We start from the raw sequence: 21,147 nt of genomic DNA, 5'->3' as shown, positions 1-21,147 counted from the left end.
GCAAACACCAGACATCGTCACGGATGGGTCACCACAATAGGCTCATGCCTCTCACGCCCGACGCCGACGAGAACAGCACCGATCAGCCCGACACTGGTCCCGGCACCCCGGCAGGCGATGCCGCCTCCAAAGACGAGCCCTCGACGGAGCCGGACACGGGTGAAACCGAGGGCAAGAGCGTGAGCGATCCCTTCCCGCCGCACGGCACCCTGACACTGCGTGCCCTGCGCTGGGGCGGACTCCTCGGCGCCGTCGTGCTCGCAGCAACCGCACTGATGCTGCGCCGAGAACTCAAGGATCCCAGCAGCCTCATCCCGAGCAAAGTCTCAGTGCTGACAAGTTGCATGATCGTTGGAGGGGTGCTGGTCTGGCCGTGCCTCACCTTACGGGGGAGGAAGGGCCCCATCCTGACGACGGTCATGATCACGGTCATGGCGGCCTTGGGCGCGACGATGTCAGCATCTCTGATAACGGCGTGGTGGAACACCTATCAAGAGACCGGGTTCTCCGTTCTGTTCCTCCTGGCCCTGGCAGGAGCGGCGCTCTCAACCACGCTCTTCCTCAACGTCGTCCCACTGCTGCACTACCTGCGCATGCGCTCCATCGCGGTCGGTAACAGCGATCCCGATGACCCGAGCCGCTGGGCTCCTCTCCAGCGCAAGACCGGAGAGAAAACCGACAAGGGATTCCCCCACTACGAGCGTATTCGAGTACCTCGCCGTACCCGCGCCTACCTCACGGTCCTGGTCATTGCCCCTGCGCTGACGCTCGGTTCCGCCATCACGGGAACGTGGGCGCTCATCAACCCGATCCACCATGTCATCGCCAAGGCCCCCGCCGATTCCTCACTGGCGCCGCCTACGTCACTGGCGCCGAAGGCCTCCTGGACCAAGGAGATTTCCTCCACCGAGCTGACCACCGCTGCGGGCGCCGGCGGCCCCATCCTCCTCACCGACGACGGCATCATGGCGCTCAACCACAAGGACGGCAGCGTCCTGTGGAGCTACAGCCGTAAGCAGGCCATATTCGCCACCTCCAGTTCCACCCCCGACGAACGTCGGCTCATCACCAGCCCTGCCGGCAAGTACGTGGCCACCCGAATCCTGCTACCCACATTCGTCGTGTCTCCTCAGGGAGGCCAAGCCACCATCACCCTGGTGTTCGACGCCCAGACCGGCAGGATCGTCTTCGAGCGTCAGGGTACCGGTGGCCCGCTTCAGCTCACCGACTCCGCAGTCCTCGATGACGACACCGCCTTCTCACTGACCGACGGGGCCAAGATGTGGACTCTCCCGGGGAGCTCCGGCGCGTCCTACTCCGGCCCGGCCGGACATGCCTCCTTCATCCTGAAGTGTTCCAAGGAGCATTCCGATGAGAAAGCAACTACCAGTGTGCACAGGCCGACAGTAACCACCACGGTCTTTCCTCAGAACGACCCCACCACCGAGGTCAAGGTTCCAAACATCCTGTCAGAGCTGCCGTCTGAACCGAATGCGTTCGACAACTCTTTCAGTTCTTTCATCAACGGATGGGCTGCACGCTACACCGGCGAGACCGATACGTCAGGGCACCCTGTGGCTGAGGTGATCAGTCTGGACGCACTGGCCAAGGTCGACGGTGCCGACACCACGTCCTTTCCCTTAGGGGCGACCTCGGGGACCAATACGGAGGCATCGTATCTCTCGGGCAGCATCGTCACCTATCCCGTCATCAGTCGGGATGCGAATCTCCCCTACCCCCCAAAGGACTCACGAGCAGCGACAGTCTTCGACCCAGTCACCCGTACGGTCACTCCCGTGTCCCAGGATCGGAGCCTCGCTGGAGCGCGCACTGGGATCGTTGAGGTGACGGCCGACGACGGCTCCGCCTCCGCGGCACTCGTCATTCGGCCCAGCGACGGCTCACCCGGCACCACCATCCCCATCACACCCGGTTCCACATATCAGTCATCCCAGAAACTGACCGACACCAAGAACGCTCCAGCCCAGCCGCTCAGCCCCCGGGACGTCAGTTCCGCGAGTCGTGTCAAAGCGGTCAGGACTCCCGGTGCCGTCGTCGCCATTCTCAACGCAACCGATACGTTGTACACCAGCTGTGGTGTCAATTCAGATCACCAAGACCAGATCTGCCGCAGCACATATCGGATCTTCGGTGTCACTGGAGGACAGAAATGAGAGCCTCACATCCCCTGAGTCCCCGCATGTCCTCCATGCTCCGGCGACTGACAGCACTCGCCGCAACCGCGACGCTCACGCTCACCATGGGTTCATGCAGCATTGGGAAGAGTAACGACGATCTAGTCATCTCATCCCTCACCGCACAGGAAGCAGATGCGTCCAAAACGCAGGATTCAAGCAGCCATATTGACAACGGACCATCGTCAACCGTCAGTGGCACCGTCACCATGAGCACATCATACGTAGCCGGAGGGATTGGCTCCACTACCAAAGAACTGACGACCATCGTAGTGAGCCGGGAACGTTCCACTGATAAGTTCCAGTGGGCGGTTTCGATCAAACCTGCAGTCGCCGACCAAGAGAGAACCAAGTACGCAGACAACGCCCAAAGTGCGATGAATAACGCCATGAGCCGTTCGTCGTCGGGGAGCGCCGTCGTCAGTCCTGACGGTCGGTACCTGTCGCTGATTCTCCTTCCCGCCGAGCAGCAGACGGGAGCAACAGCAGCCGATCTGCGCACGCATATCGTCGTCCTGGAGGCAAAGACCGGTAAGACGGTCAGAGACGCCACAGTCTCCGGGGTCGTCCTGGGGCAGGCGCTCACCAACAGCGCCCTCGCCGTCGAGACCGCCCAGAACTACTTCCCGGCCGGCTCCGGGAAGGGAACCCTCACCACGTTCTCCCTGACAGACGCGAGCGCTCAGCCCTCCTCCTTCCCCACCGATAAGTGGCTGGTGGGTGCCACCCGGGAGAACCTCGTGCTCGCACCCGACCTTCTCCCGGACGACTGCATTGGCGGCTGCTCGATGATGACCGTCTCCCTCGTCAACGCCGACGGAACCACGGCCGGGAGCATCTCCGGAGTGACTGCCGTCCACCCCGGCGGCTGGATCCACCGGTTCGCGAACCCCAAAGCAGCCAGCGATTTTCAGCAACGCTCGAAGGCAGCATCAGAGGACGAACAGAAGTCACTCAGTCCCTCCCGGGAGGCAGGTGAGCAACAACTCGTCAATCCCAGCATCAAGAAGACAATCGACATCACCGGAAAGAGCACCTACGAACGTGACGTGCCGACCGGCCCCGGAATGCTCGTCGAGCAGGAGGTCCCCAACGGGAACGGCTCAACGGACCTCAAGCCCGTCTTCTGGCTCAGCTCATCCGACGACGGCCACCCCCACACCGAGAACCTCGAGCAGTTCTCCGTCCACTGACATCACCACGATCCACACACCATCATGGAATCCACATCATCTCCGCCCACCTCGCCCTCACCTTCTGAGGCCGAGGAGACCGCCAGCACTGACACCGAGGCATCTCCGGCGCCCCTGGATCACGACGATGCCGCGCTCAGCGATCACCCACGCCTGCTGGCATGCATGCGCGCCCTGCTCACCGGCAGCATCATCGCCCTGATCGCGGCAGTCGCGCTGTTCTTCGTGTGGAACAGCGGCATCAAAGGCGTGGGTCGGGTAGCGATCGCCCAGTCATGGAAACGATGCGCACTGCTGCTGGTGCTGTGGCTCGTGGGCGCCTCCGTATGGCCCACGCCCTACTACCGTGCTGCCGGGAGGAGCAGGCTCCTGACCGGTGTCATCACAGCCCTCAAGCTCCTGCCCGTGGCCGGGGTTGCAGCATGCACCGTCTACGCCTGCCTTCCGGTCCTGCATCTGTGGAGGGAGACGTCCTCCACCTTCGGTGTCCGTCTTGGCGAGCTCCTGGCTTTCGCGATGGGCATCGCCGCGTTCGGGCTGATCGTGATGTCGCACATCGGACTCTGGGCGGCCCGTTCAGTCACCCTCCCCGCTGAGGAGCCGCACAGCGACGAGTTGTCCCCCGACGAGCTGGATCTCTGGTTCAGCCGCCCTCGGGGTGCCGGGTTACGGCAGAGGTGGCTCCGCGCCCTTCACGGCCACCCCTTCCGCCGCCTCAGTACGGCTGCCATCGCAGTCCTGCCAGCAATCGGCCTTGTGGCCGGCTTCGGCGTCCCCTACTTCACGTTGAGAAGCACGCACGCCAATACCCCCACGATCACGCAGACCACGGCACCCGCTGTCGATTCCACCCAGCTCCCCGCCTACCCCACATCCTTCGGAGCACGGAAGGCGTGGGTGAAGGATGTTGACGGCTTCCTCGACATCGCCGGCGGCGCCGCGGGCCCCATCCTCCTCACCAAAGACACAGTCACCGGAATCAACCCCGCTGACGGATCGGCGCGCTGGCAGTACCGCCGTGCCGGCGCCGAGTTCCGCATCTGGCGACTCGAGACGGATCCCGTCGCGTCGGGCAAGCAGGGTCTTATCACCAGCCCGAACGGGCGATACGTGGCAGTGATCGCCACAGGTCCCATCACTTACACATCCATGAACTCAGAATGGCCAGAACTCGATGGCAAGTCTCCGGTCACGACCTTAGTGTTCGACGCCGTCACCGGGAAGATCGTTGTGGAGCACCCCCGCAAGGCCGGAGACTACGACGACACATTTCAACTCAGCGATTCAGCTCTTCTTGACGGCACCGTCGCCTACTCCCTGAGTGACGGCTCACGGATGTGGGATCTCAAAGACCTCAAACTGGATTATACCTTTTTACCCCCAGTAGCCAACGAGTATGCTGGCACAGCGGGCCACTCCAGTTTCATTCTCGGGTATGACGGCGGCCGTGACTCTCTGGGAGTCATCTCTCAGGCCGACCCCTCACACCCCAGGAGCATCAAAGGAACTCTTCACGAGCAGGAACGGGGAGATGTTGTCACCGCCCGGGGGTGGATCGGCGTCTACGACGACCGTGCCCCGCAGGGCCATCTAGACGAGGAGGCGAAAGCTCGCAGCGCGCACGCCGTCAGTCTGGACGCCCTCAGTGAGGCACCTGAGGCAGACGCCCGCACTTTCGACCTGGGAACAACACTGGGGATCAACGTCCCAGCATCGCTCTCCACCGGCACGATCTCCGTCTTCCCGGCGACGACGCCGGACGGACAACCCACCAAGCTCAGCAACCTTGACGACTCTTCGATATGGAAGGGTTCGAGCAGTGTCGGCACGGTCTTCAATCCAGCCACGATGACGGTTGCGCCACTCGATCAGTCTCCACACTATGTTACGGCAGTAGGGATCACGGCAATGAGCCTCGAAAGCGGCACACCCGCAACACAGAAACCCCAAGACGGCCGCTATATCACAACCACAGGAGACGGCCGCATCACCATCAAAACGGGAGACGGGAATATCACCACAGTCTCCGACGTCGAACCAGGTTCCATCTACTATTCTCCACGATCGAGCGAGTACAACTCCGCCATGGATAACATCGCCTCCTCCTGGGACTCCTCACGACACATCTCGGTACTGAGCACTCCAGGAGCCACTATCGCCATTCTCAACAATTTACCAGAGTATCTTCGATCGTCACGAGCCTTTCGGCTCTATGGCATTCCAGGATGAGCACACATGACCGCACAAGCATCTCATGTCATAAGCGACCTGGAAAGACGAGGTCTCGGAGTACGCCTGCTGACGCTGCCACTGGTGCTTTCACTCATGGTGACCGCCTGCCATTCCAACTCACGTGTATCTTCCTCGAGCACGGCGCCACCCATGTCACCAACGTCTCTCACAGCAGAACAGATGGAGGACTGCCAACACAAGGCAAGCGATTGGATGAGCAACCCTGAATCTCAGGATCCTTCCTATATTCCCGCGCAGGGAGCGGACATCTGCGTCATCCAGTCATTCAACGCTGAGAACCAGGAATCAACACTCATCGCACGGTACGAGGCCTCTGACAAGGAGCCCAAGTGGGCGATGTCCCTGACGCCGAGAATTGCGGCCTACGGACGTGACGAGAACGACGCGGATGTTCAGTCGGCGCAGGAGCTGGCCGGAGACGTCCTCAGATCCCGCGCCGCAGGGTATGCAACCGTGAGCCCGAATGGGAAGTACCTCTCTCTGGTGCTGCGTCCACCGGAGATCGCCGGCGACAGCCCCCAGCACGCCCGGCAGACACCTGCCGTCCCCGCCGAGCAGCGGACGACCGTTGTCGTTCTTGACGCAGTTTCCGGGAAGCCGGTACGCACGGTGGAGGTCGACGGGCTGGTCCTGGGGCAGGCCCTCACCAGCGACTCACTCGCCGTCGAGACCGCTGACGCCTACTATCCCGCGAGGAAAGGCAAGGGACGCATCAGCGTCTTCTCACTGACGGACACAACATCATCTCCGACGTCTTTCAACACAAGCCTGTGGCTCGCAGGCTCCGGAAAGAGCTCTCTTCTCCTGTCCTCGCAGCCTGCCCACTCCCACGACAGCGCGACGACCTCCACGGTGACGCAGGTCGATCTTCACGGCAAGCACCTGAACTCCTTCACCAATTCCAGCGAGATCCTTCTCGGCGGGTGGATCAGGCGGTGCACCTATCTTCCCGATGAGGGTCGAATTCACTGGGAGGTCGTCGACACCAACTCAGGCACGGTCTACAACGAGGACACCGATAGCGCCGTGGCGCGACGAGTCCCCACTGGTCCGGGGCTCCTCGTCAGCCAGGTTGTCATCAACGACAAGGGATACCGGGAGTCAGGCACACCACGCTTCTGGCTCAGTGCCGCCGACGACGGTCACCGCCACATCGAGAACCTCGAGCAGTTCAAGAACAACTGAGGCGCGGGCCAGGACACCCCAACTGGGCGACTGGGGGCGACCGAAGCAACGCTAGCCCCCCCCTGGGGCGCTTTCCCTTGTCCGTTCAACCGAGCGATGGCCCCGCAAACACCTGACATAGTCACGACTGGGTCACCACAATAGGCTCATGCTTCCCACGCCCGACGCCGCCGAAAACAGCACCGATCAGCCTGACACCGATCCCGGCACCCAACCGGGCACTGCCGACTCCGGCGACGATGCCTTGAAGAAACCGGACAAGGGGGAGGCCGAGGACCGTCCCGGCCGCAATGCCACTGAGGCCGACCGGGCCTCAACCAACGCCGGCGACAGCGAGGGCAAGACCGAAGGTGGGAGTGAAGGAGAGGCCTTCCCACCGCGCGGCGTCCTTACCCTGCGCGCCCTGCGCTGGGGCGGAGTGTTAGCGATGTTTGCCTCGTCGAGTATCGCAAAATTACTGAGTTCGATCTACAGGATCGACATCGACGTCCTTCACATGAATTCAGTACGATCTGCCTCCGACTTGGCAACACAACCAATCGTCGCAATGTTCACACTACAGCTCCTCTTATGGTCCATCGCCGCAGTCGCTAGTCAGTTGAGACGAACCGCGACGACCATCATCGCCAGCCTCATTGCACTACTTGGTGCCGCGACGACAGGAATCAATATTCACCACTGGATGACAGCATACGAGCACTCCGGAATCTCCATCCCCATTTTCCTGTGCCACGCAGCAGAGACTCTTGGCTTCACAACACTCATCTGCACGAGCATCATCCTGCATCGCGTGCGAACCCTACTTTCCATACACCCCAGGCAGCTCAGCAATCCGGCCCGCTGGCGCAAGCTGTATCTCCCAGCACGTCCTCAGCCAGGCGAGAGCAGCGTCAAGGTAACCAAGCAAGCATCATTAAAACTCCAACCGATCACGAAGATAAAACTTGCCGCCATATCACTCACGCCAATCATCGCACTTTCATTGCTGACATCAACGGCACACTATTTCGTGACACCTTTTATACACAGCACCTCTGCCGGACCTCACAAGACAGCAGCCATCGCAACGACAATCAACACCAAAACGAGTTGGGTCAAAGATATGGTGGGAGTCGATCGCGTCATTGCCGGATCGACAGGACCTATTGTGATCAGCAGCGAGGGGATCACAGCATTAGAGCCAGCCCACGGCAGCACCCTATGGACATACGAAGCAACCCTTAGCACACTATATGCCTTTACAAGCCCCAACAGAGACTACCTCGCTCTCAGGGCACGAATCCCAGATGATCTGGGCATCAATTCTGAAGAATACTTGTCAGCATCCGATCCACCAGAGACGACACTGGTATTTGATACTCGAACAGGCACTCCCGTCATAAAACACATGAGCCACGGTGGCAGCTTACAGCTCACAGATTCGGCCCTTCTCGACGGGGATACAGCATACTCCTTGAAGGACGGGAGGACGTTGTGGAGCGACAGCGACACCATTGATACCACCTTCATGGGGGCAGCCGGCCACAGTACCTTCATTGTCTCAACCTTCGAACAAGACAATGAGGACACAGATGAAGAAAAATGGGCAGGAACCTCAAGCATCGCTGTAGCTCCCGACACCAACCCGTCCGCAAGCACCCGCATTGACAATCTCCTCATTGATCCGATGGTCGTCGATAACTTACGGTCGCGAAGCTACAGCGATGACATGGGAGTAAATCCGGTCATCATTTCTGGATGGGCCGCCCAGTTCACCAATCAGAGCGACAAGAACGGGAACCCTACCGCACAGGCCATCAACATCGATCAGGCCTCTAAGAGTGATTCCAGCAACATGGACAGAATTCCTCTTGGCGCAGCGTCAGGTATTAACGAAGTCGCCTCCACAGCATCTCAGACTTTGGCGACATACCCTTACTACGGTTCCGACAAGTCCATATATGACGTCATGACTGCCTGGGACACTCCACGAGTCGCCACAGTATTCACGCCCAGAGACCGGACGGCCACATCTGCAGAGCACTACCCAGGCCTAGCTTCTGCTCAGGCAGGGATCGCCCCTCGTCCAGACGGTGACTCCATCATCGCGACCATCTCCCTACGTCCATCGGACGGCTCGGCGGCACTCACTATCCCAGTCAAAGGTGACACTATCGACACGACTCCACTCAGTCTCTCAGAGGGAGTGCGTCAACTTATGGCAGATAAAGGAGAGCCCAGGAGCCCTTACGTGGATTTCAGAAGCACCCCCGGATGCACCACCATCCTTCTGAATGTCAGTGGCCCTAGCGAACATTCTTCGACCTATCGCCTCTACGGAGTTACGGAGCGGAACGCATGAATTCACAGTCGGCCTCTACATCTCACTCATTCATACAACAGGAACTACGGAGAGATGCCAGAGCATTCACCGTTGTAGCCCTTATGGTTACAGTCATGCTAACAATCAGCACCTGCCATTACCATCGCTCTTCGGATTCCGACATTGGACTTACTGTCACATCACTGGATCTTTCGAAAGCTGAGGAGATGGATTCTTCCGAGAATCCCCCTGACCTCACAACGTGGAAGAACTCCATCGCCGCGAACGGATACTACATTACCGGAGTAAGCCAGTTGATAGACGAGGGAACCGGAGGCGAACCTCCCTCGCTCTCCGTGTTCGGAAGGCGATCCTCAGACAAGGGCATGGTATGGGCAACACAGATCAGAGTGAATGATTTCACATATCCTCTTGATGTGCCGACCCACCCAGGTTCTTCGAGTGAACAGTCACCATCGACCAAGACCACCGCCCTTACGAACGACTGGACACTCAGCCCCGACGGGAAGTATGTAGTATTCGAACTCAATAGTTCATCCAAGGCAGTCACATACTTCGCGGTGGTCGACACCTCCACCGGAGCGGTTGTCCGGACAACCCATGTCACTCGCAGAATCATTGGTGTGGCACTCACTGACACACATCTTGCTGTCGAAACATCTGACCAGCCGTTCCCCGGAGGGGGCGGACACGCCACATTAACAATTCTTTCTTTATCACAGCAGGACTCACCTCCAACCACTCTGCCCACAACGCAGTGGCTCATAGGTGCCAGCCACAGGTCTTTTCTTGTGAGTGAGAGCATATATAGGGAACCCTGCACGGGTAACTGCACTCCCAAAACGGTCTCTCGTATAGACGGTACAGGTCACACGATCGATACCATCACTGGCGTCATCGATGTCTACTCCGGGGGCTGGATGTCACGATTTTCCGATCCAGCTGCCGCGTCATCGTTACTGGCTCAAATCTACGACCCCATCGGCATACAAGAACGTCAAGCTGCGGACGAGCAATTAGGAAACATTCGGAGGGAGCTCGTGGATCCCGATTCAGGTCAACACACCGACATCACAGATCTCCTGATGAAAGAAGTCGGCCTCCCCACAGGGCCAGGTCTCCTTGCGCTCAAGCGGGTTCCCTCAGAGGACGTCAACGCCAAGTACGCCCCTGTCTTTTGGCTCAGCTCGACCGATGACGGCCACCCTCACACCGAGAACCTCGAGCAGTTCACGGACGACTGAGGCGCGGGCCGTCGGGGCCGGTCTCCTGTCACCTGCCCCTTGAGGCTCACAAACCTCTGCGGCCGCCGGGAGCGACCTCGGCTCTCGCCCGCTCGTCGAGCCGCGCTTATCCGAAGTGCTGCTCGACTGCAGCGATGTCCCCGTAGGAGGCCTGCGCCCCCACTGAGGTCGTCGCGAAGGCGGAGACGGCCGAGGCCGCACCAGCCGCCTCCTTGAGCCCGGCGCCTGCGGCGAGCGCCGCCAGCAGCGTGCCCAGGAAGGAGTCGCCAGCACCGGTGGTGTCCACGACATTCACCGGGAACGGATCGACCGGGGTGATCTCCTCCCCCTCGATCACCATCGACCCACGGCCCCCCAGAGTCACCACCGCGGAGGGGATCCCCATGGCGGCCAAACGCCTCGCACAATCGCCCCAGTCCGTGGCGTCGTCGGCCCGCTCGCACGCCGGCTCGGCCGCCGTGTCAGGCGTGCCCACCGTCAGCATGTCGGCGAGCTCATGCTCGTTGACGACCAGGACGTCAATGGCCTCCATGAGCCCGACGGACAGGACGGGGTGGAACGGCGAGTTGTTGAAGACCACGCGGGTGCCGGCGTCGTGGGCGATGCGTGCCGCGGCCTCGACCGCCTCGGGGCTGACCTCCATGCACAGGCCGAGCACGCGGGCCTCGCCGATGACGTCGCGGTGGCGCTGCGCCGTCGAGACATCCACTGTCCCGTTCGCACCGGGAGACACCACGATGGTGTTGTCCCCCGTGGAGTCCACGGTGATGATGGCGGTGCCGGTGGCCACGTCCTCGCGCTGAACCGCGGAGGTGTCCACGCCGGCGCGCTGGAGGGACTCGATGAGCAGGTCGCCGTGACCGTCGGCTCCCACGGCCCCGATCATCCTCGCACGAGCTCCGAGAAGACCGGCCTGGACCGCCTGGTTCGCGGACTTGCCTCCCGGCAGGATCACCAGGTCCTCCCCACTGATCGTCTCACCGGGCTTGGGGAAGCGCTCCGTTCGGACCGTCAGGTCAGCATTGAGGGACCCGAAGACGGCGACCTCGCCGGATACGTCACCCAGGACAGCTCGCACACCAGCTCCCATCTCCGGTTCCTCTCTGTGATGCAGCACGGACACACGTCCCATCACACCACACCTCACCGTGAGGCAGCACTCCTGCCGGTCCTGACCATCGGCCGGCGCAGGCTCGTGCGGCGGGCCGCCGCCTGGCAGGCCTCCACCAGGACGTCGATGGCCAGCGGGCGGGGCTGCTCGGCGCGGGTGACCACCTCGACGCGCCGCTGCTCGCGGGCCAGGGGCCGCACCTGAACCCCCTCGTGCCGGTAGGCGTTCAGCGCCATCCCCGGCAGCAGGGCCGCCCCCACCCCGGCGGCGACGAGCGCCTGCACGGCCACGTAGTCGTCGGAGGCGTAGGCGGTCTCGGGCGTGAACCCATTGGCCCGCCCCACGGCGAGGAGCTCCTCGCGGCAGCGCGCGCAGCCGGTCACCCACCGGCACTGGGCGCCGTCGGCGATGCGCGTGATGCCGCCGGGGTGGGTGACGACGTAGAGGACGTCGTCGAGCAGGTGCTCGGCCTGAAGGCCCTCGCTGGCGTCGTCGTCGACGTAGGAGAAGGACAGGGCCGCGTCCACCCGCCCCCGCCGCAACGCGTCGAGGGCCTCGGGCGGCTCGGCGTCGACGAGCTCGACCTCCAGGCCCGGGTACTGCCGACCGACGACGTCGAGCACCCCCGGCACCAGGGAGGCCACGGCGGAAGGGAAGGCGGCCAGGCGTACGCGCCCCGCCTCGGCGCGGGCCATGGAGACGACCTCGCGCTCGGTGCGGTCCAGCAGGTCGAGGACCTCCTGCCCCCGGGTGGCCAGCGCCCGGCCCTCCTCGGTGAGCCGCACACCGCGTCCGGCCCGCGTCAGCAGGACCGCGCCGGTTGCCCGCGACAGCGCGGCGAGCTGGTGGGAGACGGTGGACTGGCTGAAGCCCAGGGACTCGGCGGCGGCCGAGACGGTGCCGAGGCGGGAGAGCTCCACGAGGGCCCGCAGCTGCTGCACATCGATCACACCACCAAGTATGTCTTGTATCGATGGGTATTCGTCAAAAGATTCATTGGACCGATACTCCGGCCGCCCGCATCATGAAGCCATGACCGTCACCGACACCCTGCCCCAGGCTCCTGCCGACACCCAGTCCGGCCTCGACTTCGACGCCGTCCTGCGCACCTACGAGGCCGTCTCGCGGGTCCTGCCCGAGACTCCCGCCTGGTCCTACCCGCTGCTCAACGCCGAGGCCGGGGTGGAGGTCACGGTCAAGCACGAGAACGTCCAGCCCACCGGCGCCTTCAAGGTCCGCGGCGGGGTGGCGCTCATGGCGGCGCTCAGCCCCGAGGAGCGGCGCCGCGGCGTCGTGACCGCCTCCACCGGCAACCACGCCCAGTCCCTGGCCTGGGCCGGCGCCCGCAGCGAGGTCCCCGTGACCGTCGTCGTCCCGGTGGGCGCGCCGGCCCGCAAGGTGGCCGCGGTGCGCGCGCTGGGGGCTCGGGTCGTCGTCGAGGGGGAGACGATGTGCGAGTCGCTGGCGCACGCCGAGGCCCTCGCCCTGCGTGAGGGGATGCGCATGGTTTCCCCCGGGGACGAGCCCGCCATCGTGCTCGGGCACGCCACCGTCTACCTCGAGCTCTTCCGCCGCCACCCGGACCTGGAGGCCGTCTACGCGCCGGTCGGCTCAGGCTCCGGGGCCGCCGGCGCCTGCCTCGTGCGCGACGTCCTGGCCCCCGGGTGCCGGGTCATCGGCATCCAGTCCAGCGCCGCGCCGGCCGCGCACCGCGCCTGGGCCTCCGGGGAGCCGGCCACCGTCCACAGCCGCACGCGCGTGGCGGGTCTGGCCGTCGGAGCGAGCTTCGCCCTCACCCAGTCGGTGCTGGGCCGCAGCCTCAATGACTTCATCCTGGTCGACGACGACGCGATCCAGGGCGCCGTCGGCATCCTGGCCACCCACGCCCACACCCTGGCCGAGGGCGCCGGGGCTGCGAGCCTGGCCGGGCTCATGGCCGACCCCACCCGCCAGGGTCACTGCGCGATCGTCTGCACCGGCGGCAACGCCGACGACCACGAGCTGGCCGGCATCGCCGCCGGCATCTCCGCAAGAGCCGCCGTCGGCACCGACGCGACCCTCAACTGCTGAAGCCGGCCGATCCATACCTGACGGCCGGTTGGGGACCACTCCCCGTTGAGCCGATGCGGAGAATCGGGCGACACTCGGTTGAGGGCCGGGGAGCGCAGTCGGGGGCGCATACCCGGCCCTCTCCTCTGCCCCGGCGACCCGCGCCGCCACAAGCGCCCTTGCGTCACCCCACCACGGGCCCTCCCCCCGCCACGAGTGTCCACAGAAATGACATTAGCCCGCACAAGCCACCCGCCCACCACCTAGAACCACGGAATCACACGGTTTTCAAGCCAGCACCAACGTCGTCGGGCATCCAATGTCATTTCTGTGGACGTCAAGCAGGAGACGCGGCTCGTCAACGCCGGAAGTTATCCACAGGAACCAGCCACTTCCTAGCGCCTCAGCTCCGGCAGTCCAAGAATCGTCTCATGGACGACAATGTGCTGACCCGCATCGGCGACGCGCTTGGCGCCGTTGCACAGGCTGATCTACATCTGAACCGTACCGGGCGCCGCCGCCTCCAGGCCCTGGTAGACGCGGGAGAACTCAAACGGTACCCGCACGGAATCGTAGCGCTGCCCGGCACCGACCGACGCATCCTCATCGCCCGCCTTCACCGAGGTCTTATCACCTGCGAGCATGCAGCCGCCTACTACGGCCTTCCGCTCCCCTCTCCACCGCGCAGTGTCCATGTTCTGACTCCGCAAGGACGTCGATTACCTCCGTTATGGGGTGAGCACAGACACGAGACTCGTGGGCGTTCCGTCCTTCGGCTGGAAGACTTCCCGGTTGTCTCCCTCGCCCGCTGCATCGCCGATCTCCTGTGCTGCGCAGAAGAGTGGACGGCTCTGGTCGCCGCCGACGCCGCCCTGCATCGGGGCAGAACGACTCGCCAGCAGGTATCCGCATATCTGCGCGGTCCTCGCCGTGTTCTTGGCCGGAATCGCCTGAAGCGCACCAGCGATCGCGCTCGCAGCCCACTGGAGACCCTGGCCAGAGTTCAGTTGCAGGACGCTGGAATAGATGTTTCCGACGGCATGGTGCTCTCAGACGTTGGAGAAGTGGACCTGGTGGTGGCCGGGTGGCTTGTCATCGAGCTGGACGGCTACGAGTTCCATTCCGACCGTTGGTCCTTCCACCACGACCGGGAACGCGATCGCGAACTGGTCCGGCAGGGTTATACGCCCATCCGCTTCACGTCCAACAATGTGCGTTCAGGGAAGATCGTCACCGATGTCCAACGGATTCTCTCCACCCACCCATAGGCGATGCATGGAATCGACATACCTCGCCCGGCCACGCCCGATGTCCACAGAAATGACATTGGATGCCCGACGAGGTTGGTGCTGGCTTGAAAACCGCGTGATTCCGTGGTTCTAGGTGGTGGGCGGGTGGCTTGTGCGGGCTAATGTCATTTCTGTGGACACCCGCCGCGGGGAGTCAGCGTCCAGCAGGGCCCGCGTGCACGGCGGGGTCGGTCGCCACGGGCCGGCTCCAGCGCAGGTAGGCGACCGTCGCGGACAGCACCAGGATCCCGCCCACCCAGAAGTGAGGCATCCACAGAACCAGGCGCCACCAACCGTATCGTGAGAGTGGCTCTCCGGACATGATCGTCGGGATCGCCGGCGCCGAGCCGACCAGCCCGTAGGCCATAAGCAGGGCTCCCGAGACCCAGCCAAAGGCCAGACGCATCCAGCGCGGCACCCTGATGACGTCCGGGCGCAGAAGGGCGAAGCCGAAGACGACGAACCCCAGCTTCACCAGCCCGGAGACGAGGACGACCACGATGAACCAGGTGGGCCGCTCTTGGGCGAGCCGCAGCCCCTCACCCTGGAGGACCGTGTCGACCAGCCACGGGGAACCCAGCGCCCAGGACACGCTGATACAGCCGAAGACGGCCCACCACAGCATCATGGCGACCACCACCGCCCGCGAGCGCCCCGTCATCTCAGCGTCTCCTGAACATAGCATCGGCCACGATACTGCATCGTCGTCGACCTCCTTCGACCTAGTTCCTGTTGGCTATGTCCGGGGCAGGCCGGTTCTCGCCGACATCGCGGTCGTACCTTGGGGCGCGCGCTCGAGAGGTAGAGGGTATGAACACGCGGTCGCCTCACCCCAGTTTCACAACAGGCCCTATTCAGCCTCGATGAGGATCGTCACCGGGCCGTCGGCCTCCATGTCGATCTTCATGTCGGCGCCGAAGCGGCCGGTGGCCACCTCCAGGCCGCGCCCACGCAGGTCCTCGGCCACGGCCTCCACCAGGGGCTCGGCCACCTCGCCGGGGGCCGCCTTGTTCCAGGTGGGGCGCCGGCCCTTGCGGGTGTCGGCGTACAGGGTGAACTGGGAGACGACGAGCACCGGCGCTCCGGCGTCGGTCACCGAGAGCTCGCCCTCCAGGAGCCGCAGGTCCGCGATCTTGCGGGCCACCGTGGCCACCTGCGCGGGGCCGTCGTCGTGCGTGGCGCCCACGAGGACCATGAGGCCAGGGCGGGCGATCTCGCCGACCACCTCGCCGTCGACCCGGACCGCCGCGCGGTTGACTCGCTGAATGACGGCGCGCATCAGCGACCAGCGCTCCTGCCGCGCCCATCGCGCCCCGGCCGGCGCTGCGAGGCCCGCCCCGGGATACGGATCGAGGAGCGCACCCGCACCGGCGCCAGCGCCTGCAGGGCGGGACGCACGTCCACCAGGTAGACGGCGCTGGCCACGACGCCCAGCAGGCCGAACATCGAGGCGGCCCCGAGCAGGCCGACCACCACCGTGCCCACCGCGTTGACCAGGTTCCAGAATCGCTTGGTGTTCTTACCGGCCGCCGCGTAGTGCTCCGCGGGCCGCATCAGGGAGTCGATCAGCGCCCAGACCCCCATAACGAGGGAGATGAACTGGGCGGCCAACCAGCTCCACCTGACCGCCTCGGAGAGAAAGAATGACACAGCATAAAGGACGCTCACGCGCCCCAGGCTACCGGTCGCCGGTCACCGATCCCAGAGAGGCGGCCACGCCCAGCGAGAACAGTGGAGGCCTCACACGGCGGCCGACAGTCAGACGGTTGCCGGCCGCTGGCGCAGCCCCGACCATTCCGGGCAGACATCGGGCTCGGGTCCCAGAGCAGCAGTCCCGGGAGCGCCCGGGATCCGGTGCACGACCGGACGGCTCAGAGTCGCAGGCCCTTACGCAGCTCCGCACCGGGACGCTCGGCCGGACTGGCCTGAGCGCGCCCCTCGGGAGAGACCAGCACCTCCTGGGCGGCGTCGACCCTCCCGACCGGGATGGTCTCGCCGGTGGCCTCGTCGACCTCGGTGATCTCCACGGTCAGCTGCTCGCCCGCGGGCACGGCGCGGCGCAGCAGGGCCAGGGCGATGGGGCCGAGCTCGTGGTGGCGCGCCACGGAGGTCACGGCGCCCACGGCCCGCTCCCCCATGCGCACGCTCGCCCCCGGCTGGGGCAGGTCGCCGACGAGGCCGTCGAGCTGGAGCACGGTGAGGCGGCGCGGAGGGCGCCCCAGGTTGAGGGTGCGCGCGATCGTCTCCTGGCCCGGGTAGCAGCCCTTTGTCAGGTGCACGGCCGTGCGCAGCCAGTCCAGCTCATGGGGGATCGCGCGGGCGTCGGCCTCGCGGGCCCAGCGGGGGCGGCCGGCCTCCATGCGCAGGGCCTCCCAGGCCAGGGCGCCGGCCAGGCGCCGCCCCTCCCCGGCGGCGAGGAAGGTGCTCACCACAGCATTCATGCTCTGTACGGGCACGAGGACAAAACCGCCCCGGTAGGTCTCGCCGGGATGCGGCCGGTCCGCTCCGACGTCGTAGCTCGTGCCGCCTTCGACGACGCCCGGCCACGGGTCTCGCCACAGGCCGATGAGTGAGCCCTGAGACTCGGCGTCACCGGCCTCGGCCGGTGAATCGGAGGCGTCCGGCGCGGTGTCGCGCGCCGCCTGGACCAGGGCCTCGAGGCCCTCCCCCAGGGCGCCCAACGCCATGACGTCGGGGCGCTCAGTCACCTCGACGCGCAGCATGAAGCGCATGGAGTCCAGGAAGGTCGCCAGCGCCTCGCCGCTGCCGGCCTCCGTGACGAGCCAGAGCGTGCGGCCGTCGTCGAGGGCCGCGAGCGCGTGGGTGATGTGGCCCTGGGCGTCGAGGAGCAGCGTCTCCGCGCCGCCGTCACCGGGCTTCAGGCCGGTGAGCACCTGGCTGGACAGCGTGGTCAGCCAGCTCAGACGGTCCGGCCCGGCGACGGTGACGACATCGCGCGCCAGGGCGCAGATCGCGCGCCCCTCGGCCAGGGCGGCCTGCTCGCGGCCGGGGTCGCCGAGGTGGGCGGGAACGGCCTGGTCGGGGTCCTCCGGCGCGGAGGCGACGGCGCCGGGGCGGTTCAGCAGCGGGGAGGGGCGCATCAGGCGGTCGGCTCGGCGTCGTCGGAGGCGGGAGAGGAGGAGGTGGAGGACTCGCCCTCCGGCTCAGCCGGGTCGAGGGCGGAGCCGGGCTGGGCGGCGGGGTCATCTAAGTCGTCGACGCGGCCGAGGCGGCCCGAGGCGTAGGTGCTCACCTCGCTCTGGCCGAAGGCGGCCATGTCCTGGGTCCACATGAGGTCGCCGCCCACGAGCCCGAACATGCGGGTCATCTCCTCCACGGGGACGGCGGTGCGGGCCCGGCCCACGGCCTGGGTGCCGACCTGGGCGCGCGGCCCCTGGATCCAGCCCTCCCAGACGGCGACGTGGCCGGCGGGGTCGGCCGAGACGAGCTCGAGCTGGGTGACGGGGACGAGCGGACCGCCAGAGCCCTTGCTGTCGGCGGCGTCCTCGGCGGGCTCAGTGGTCTCGGCGCCGTCGGGTTGCTCCTGGCCGACGGGCCGCCAGTAGGTGGTCTCGGTGGACCAGATCTGGGCGGGGGCCAGGAGGGAGGCGCCCTGGAGGCCGGGCATCTCGAAGTCGAGGTTCTTGGAGCGGGTGGCGTCCACCGTCCAGATGGTGGTGGTCTGGCGCAGGTAAGGGCCGCCGTCGTGGTCGAAGGTCATCTCCTGGTAGACGGCCTGTTCAGGCACGGTCTCGCCATAGGTGAGGATGCCGTAGCCGCGCCAGGTGCCGGCCAGCCAGGACAGCGGGTAGAGCTCGGGAGCCAGGTCGTCAGGAAGCGTGAATGCCATGCCCGCAGCCTACGACGTCACCCCAGCCCGCATCACGCGCGCCACCCGCTCGGGCCGCGCGGATCCGCCGGCGCCCTGAGCCTCCGGCGCGCTCTGGAGCCGCAGATCCGGGCAGGATCGGCACCGCGGTGTCCACATTGGATACAAAGGCGGCGAGGAGCACTGAGTGCGCCAGATGAAACCGCATGATTCTGCGGTTCCTTCGCTTAACCGCAGGGCCTCGGAGTCTCTTTGTATCCGATTTGGACATCCGGCCGCCGTGACGCGGCGCCCTCGGGGTCTCGCGGGACCGGTCAGCTGCCTTCAGCCGGCGATGAAGCCGCCCAGGAGGCGGGCGATGGCGTAGACCGGCACGCCGACCGACAGGATCGGCACGAGCGCCGAGGCCACCGCCGCCCGCCCGCCGGGCACCCAGCGGTGGGTCCACAGGACGCGGTTGCCAGAGGCCATGAGGACCCCTGCCACGAAGCCGACGGCCACGCAGGCCACGGCGCTCTGCAGGGCCGCGGTCGCACTGATGTGGGACAGGCCGAAGAAGCCGGCCGAGGCCAGCACGTAGCCGGCAGCCCCGGCGAACAGGGCCGGCACCGTGACGGTGAGGGCCTCCAGCATCCGGGCACGCACGTTGAGGACGGTCAGGACGGCGCCGACGAACAGCGCCAGGCAGGTGGGCACGACGATGGCTGGGTCGGCCAGTCCCGGTTCCAGGGCGCACCAGGCCGAGCCGGAGACCGCCACGAGGCAGCCGGCCACCGTTGAGGACAGGTCCTCGACCAGGTTGTGCCGGCCGTCGCGGCGCAGCATCTGGCCGACGAAGGCCAGCAGGATCGAGAAGGCCATGACCAGGCCGGCCACCCCCATGTCGTCGAGGAGGTAGACGCTGACGGCGGCCGACAGTCCGCTGATCGTCATGACGATCGTGCCGCCCAGGTCGTGCCGGGCGCGCACGAGCGCGGGCCAGCCCTGTGCGGCGGCCGGCACCAGGACGGCCACGAGGGCCAGCCTCACCCAGCCGGGCAGCACTGAGCCGACCGCCAGCAGCAGCGGCACCACGCCCGCGAAGGCGAGCCGGGTCCAGGCCGGGTCCACCAGGCCCGGCTCCTTGGGGCGGTTGGAGGCGCGACGGGTGGCGTAGCCCAGGTCCTCGGCGAGGTCGGCAGTGTCACCTGAGTCGGCTGAGCGGGCCGCCTCTGGAGCGGCGGAGGAGTCGGCCGGCTCGCCGGAGGTATCCGAGCCGGCCGAGGCCGCGGCTGCCTCCGAACCGTCAGGCCCTGCCGAGGCGTGGGAGTCGCCCGGGCCGATGACGCTGGCCCAGTCCGACGCGCCACCGGCGGCCGTCGGAACGGCTGCGGCATGGGAGTCATGGCGCGAGCCGCGGGAGGCTCTGCGGGTGCGCGCGGCCGGTTGGGCTCGTCGGTGGTGGGTAGTCACAGCACGCATCGTCCCACACCCGGGCGGCCGCAGGGCCCACTGCGACCTCACTGCGGCCCCGCCCCACACTCCTCGCGGACGGTCACTATCCGGACAGTCGTTGCCCCAGGAGATTCCGCCTGCGACCAGGTGTGGTTGACTTATCCCAACAGTATCGCCGCTGCTCAGCTCGACTGCGCCGGCGGTTCCTGGTCGCGAGCCACGGAAGGAGCAGCCTTGCGGATCATCATGTTCACTCGTGAGAGTGACGCCACTGACGTCCTGCCGGCGACCGCCTTCCTCGACTCCCCGGTGGAGTGCCTCCCCCCGATGCCCTCCTCCTACGCGGAGGTGGACAGCGCCGACGTCGTCATGATCGACGCCCGCGGGGACCTGACCCGGGCCCGCGCCCTGTGCCAGCTCTTCACCGGCCCCATGGACTGCCCGCCCATCATCCTCATTGTGGAGGAGGGCGGCGCCGCCGCGGTGCAGATCGACTGGGGAGCCGCCGACTTCGTCATGGCCGGCGCCAAGCCCGCTGAGCTGTCGGCCCGGCTGCGGCTGCTGCGCGCCCACGTCCCGGTCGTGGACGAGGCCGACGACGACCGCATCGACGTGGGTGACCTCGTCATTGACGTCACCGCCTACACGGCCCGACTGCGCGGCACGATCCTGGACCTGACCTACAAGGAGTTCGAGCTGCTGAGGTTCCTGGCCGCCAACCAGGGGCGGGTCCTGACCCGTGACGCGCTCCTGCACGAGGTGTGGGGCGAGGACTACATCGGCGGCTCGCGCACGGTGGACGTGCACATCCGTCGCCTGCGCGCCAAGCTGGGCACCGAGCACGACAACCTCATCGGCACGGTGCGCAACGTCGGCTACCGCCTGGACGCCCCCGAGGACACCTGAGCTCGCCGGCCCCGGGGAGCCTGAGAAGGCCCGGGCCGGCCCAGCCAAGGGGCAAACGCCTGCCCGACCGCCGGGTGGATTCACTGGGTGGACACCGCCGCGGCCCGGAGCCCGGACCTGTAGACTCGTGGGCGGC

17 protein-coding genes are annotated in these 21,147 nt (G+C 65.7%); 9 read left to right on the top strand and 8 right to left on the bottom strand.

Going from position 1 to position 21,147, the window contains the following annotated elements:
* Window positions 1-44: 44 nt before the first annotated feature.
* From AB7V09_RS07150 to AB7V09_RS07125, 6 genes are all read left to right on the top strand, one after another.
* Window positions 45-2,174, top strand: coding sequence for an MFS transporter (locus AB7V09_RS07150; protein WP_419143345.1), 2,130 nt, complete (start codon window positions 45-47; stop codon window positions 2,172-2,174).
* 26 nt (window positions 2,175-2,200) lie between these two features.
* The gene (locus AB7V09_RS07145) at window positions 2,201-3,388 is read left to right on the top strand and encodes a hypothetical protein (RefSeq protein WP_279012310.1); all 1,188 of its coding nucleotides are present in this window, start codon (window positions 2,201-2,203) and stop codon (window positions 3,386-3,388) included.
* A gap of 24 nt (window positions 3,389-3,412) precedes the next feature.
* Window positions 3,413-5,617, top strand: a complete 2,205-nt coding sequence (locus tag AB7V09_RS07140) for a hypothetical protein (protein ID WP_279012309.1) — start codon at window positions 3,413-3,415, stop codon at window positions 5,615-5,617.
* 216 nt (window positions 5,618-5,833) lie between these two features.
* Window positions 5,834-6,826, top strand: coding sequence for a hypothetical protein (locus AB7V09_RS07135; RefSeq protein ID WP_279012308.1), 993 nt, complete (start codon window positions 5,834-5,836; stop codon window positions 6,824-6,826).
* Between the two features lie 148 nt (window positions 6,827-6,974).
* Window positions 6,975-9,167 carry a hypothetical protein gene (locus tag AB7V09_RS07130; protein ID WP_419143344.1) on the top strand — a complete coding sequence of 731 codons (2,193 nt, stop codon included), beginning with the start codon at window positions 6,975-6,977 and terminating at the stop codon, window positions 9,165-9,167.
* A gap of 95 nt (window positions 9,168-9,262) precedes the next feature.
* A complete protein-coding gene (locus AB7V09_RS07125) occupies window positions 9,263-10,393 on the top strand; it encodes a hypothetical protein (RefSeq protein ID WP_143225292.1) in 1,131 nt (376 codons plus the stop codon).
* A 106-nt stretch (window positions 10,394-10,499) separates the two neighbouring features.
* Here AB7V09_RS07125 and AB7V09_RS07120 read toward each other — a convergent pair whose 3' ends face one another.
* Both AB7V09_RS07120 and AB7V09_RS07115 read right to left on the bottom strand, forming a co-directional pair.
* Window positions 10,500-11,483, bottom strand: a complete 984-nt coding sequence (locus tag AB7V09_RS07120) for a ribokinase (protein ID WP_419143343.1) — start codon at window positions 11,481-11,483, stop codon at window positions 10,500-10,502.
* 53 nt (window positions 11,484-11,536) lie between these two features.
* Window positions 11,537-12,454, bottom strand: a complete 918-nt coding sequence (locus AB7V09_RS07115) for a LysR family transcriptional regulator (RefSeq protein WP_419143342.1) — start codon at window positions 12,452-12,454, stop codon at window positions 11,537-11,539.
* 82 nt (window positions 12,455-12,536) lie between these two features.
* Here AB7V09_RS07115 and AB7V09_RS07110 point away from each other — a divergent pair, with 82 nt between their 5' ends.
* Both AB7V09_RS07110 and AB7V09_RS07105 read left to right on the top strand, forming a co-directional pair.
* Complete coding sequence (locus AB7V09_RS07110) at window positions 12,537-13,574, top strand: threonine ammonia-lyase (RefSeq protein ID WP_419143341.1); 1,038 nt, start codon at window positions 12,537-12,539, stop codon at window positions 13,572-13,574.
* 410 nt (window positions 13,575-13,984) lie between these two features.
* Entirely contained in the window at window positions 13,985-14,821 is an 837-nt protein-coding gene (locus AB7V09_RS07105) for a DUF559 domain-containing protein (RefSeq protein WP_419143340.1), read from the top strand.
* 175 nt (window positions 14,822-14,996) lie between these two features.
* Here AB7V09_RS07105 and AB7V09_RS07100 read toward each other — a convergent pair whose 3' ends face one another.
* The 6 genes from AB7V09_RS07100 to AB7V09_RS07075 form a co-directional block, all read right to left on the bottom strand.
* Window positions 14,997-15,503: a DUF3995 domain-containing protein gene (locus tag AB7V09_RS07100; RefSeq protein ID WP_419143339.1), complete on the bottom strand. Its 507-nt coding sequence runs from the start codon at window positions 15,501-15,503 to the stop codon at window positions 14,997-14,999.
* Window positions 15,504-15,692: 189 nt separating this feature from the next.
* Window positions 15,693-16,121 (bottom strand): D-aminoacyl-tRNA deacylase, encoded by a 429-nt coding sequence (gene dtd, locus AB7V09_RS07095; RefSeq protein WP_419143338.1) that lies wholly within the window; start codon window positions 16,119-16,121, stop codon window positions 15,693-15,695.
* Entirely contained in the window at window positions 16,121-16,510 is a 390-nt protein-coding gene (locus tag AB7V09_RS07090; protein WP_060957317.1) for a DUF2516 family protein, read from the bottom strand. Before AB7V09_RS07090 ends, dtd begins: the two co-directional genes overlap by 1 nt.
* Window positions 16,511-16,713: 203 nt before the next feature.
* On the bottom strand, window positions 16,714-17,943 hold the full coding sequence (locus AB7V09_RS07085; RefSeq protein WP_419143337.1) for a YgfZ/GcvT domain-containing protein: 1,230 nt from the start codon (window positions 17,941-17,943) through the stop codon (window positions 16,714-16,716).
* A complete protein-coding gene (locus AB7V09_RS07080; RefSeq protein ID WP_419143336.1) occupies window positions 17,943-18,692 on the bottom strand; it encodes an FABP family protein in 750 nt (249 codons plus the stop codon). The genes AB7V09_RS07085 and AB7V09_RS07080 overlap by 1 nt, the downstream gene beginning before the upstream one ends.
* 303 nt (window positions 18,693-18,995) lie before the next feature.
* Window positions 18,996-20,132 (bottom strand): hypothetical protein, encoded by a 1,137-nt coding sequence (locus AB7V09_RS07075; RefSeq protein ID WP_419143335.1) that lies wholly within the window; start codon window positions 20,130-20,132, stop codon window positions 18,996-18,998.
* A gap of 207 nt (window positions 20,133-20,339) precedes the next feature.
* On the opposite strand from AB7V09_RS07075, the gene AB7V09_RS07070 reads away from it, so the two are divergent.
* A complete protein-coding gene (locus AB7V09_RS07070; RefSeq protein ID WP_419143357.1) occupies window positions 20,340-21,011 on the top strand; it encodes a winged helix-turn-helix domain-containing protein in 672 nt (223 codons plus the stop codon).
* Window positions 21,012-21,147 lie beyond the last annotated feature (136 nt).

Source organism: Actinomyces sp. SKVG-SVH-4(1) (genome assembly GCF_048514265.1).
Lineage (GTDB): Bacteria > Actinomycetota > Actinomycetes > Actinomycetales > Actinomycetaceae > Actinomyces > Actinomyces oris.
This window is presented reverse-complemented; position numbering and strand designations above follow the sequence as displayed.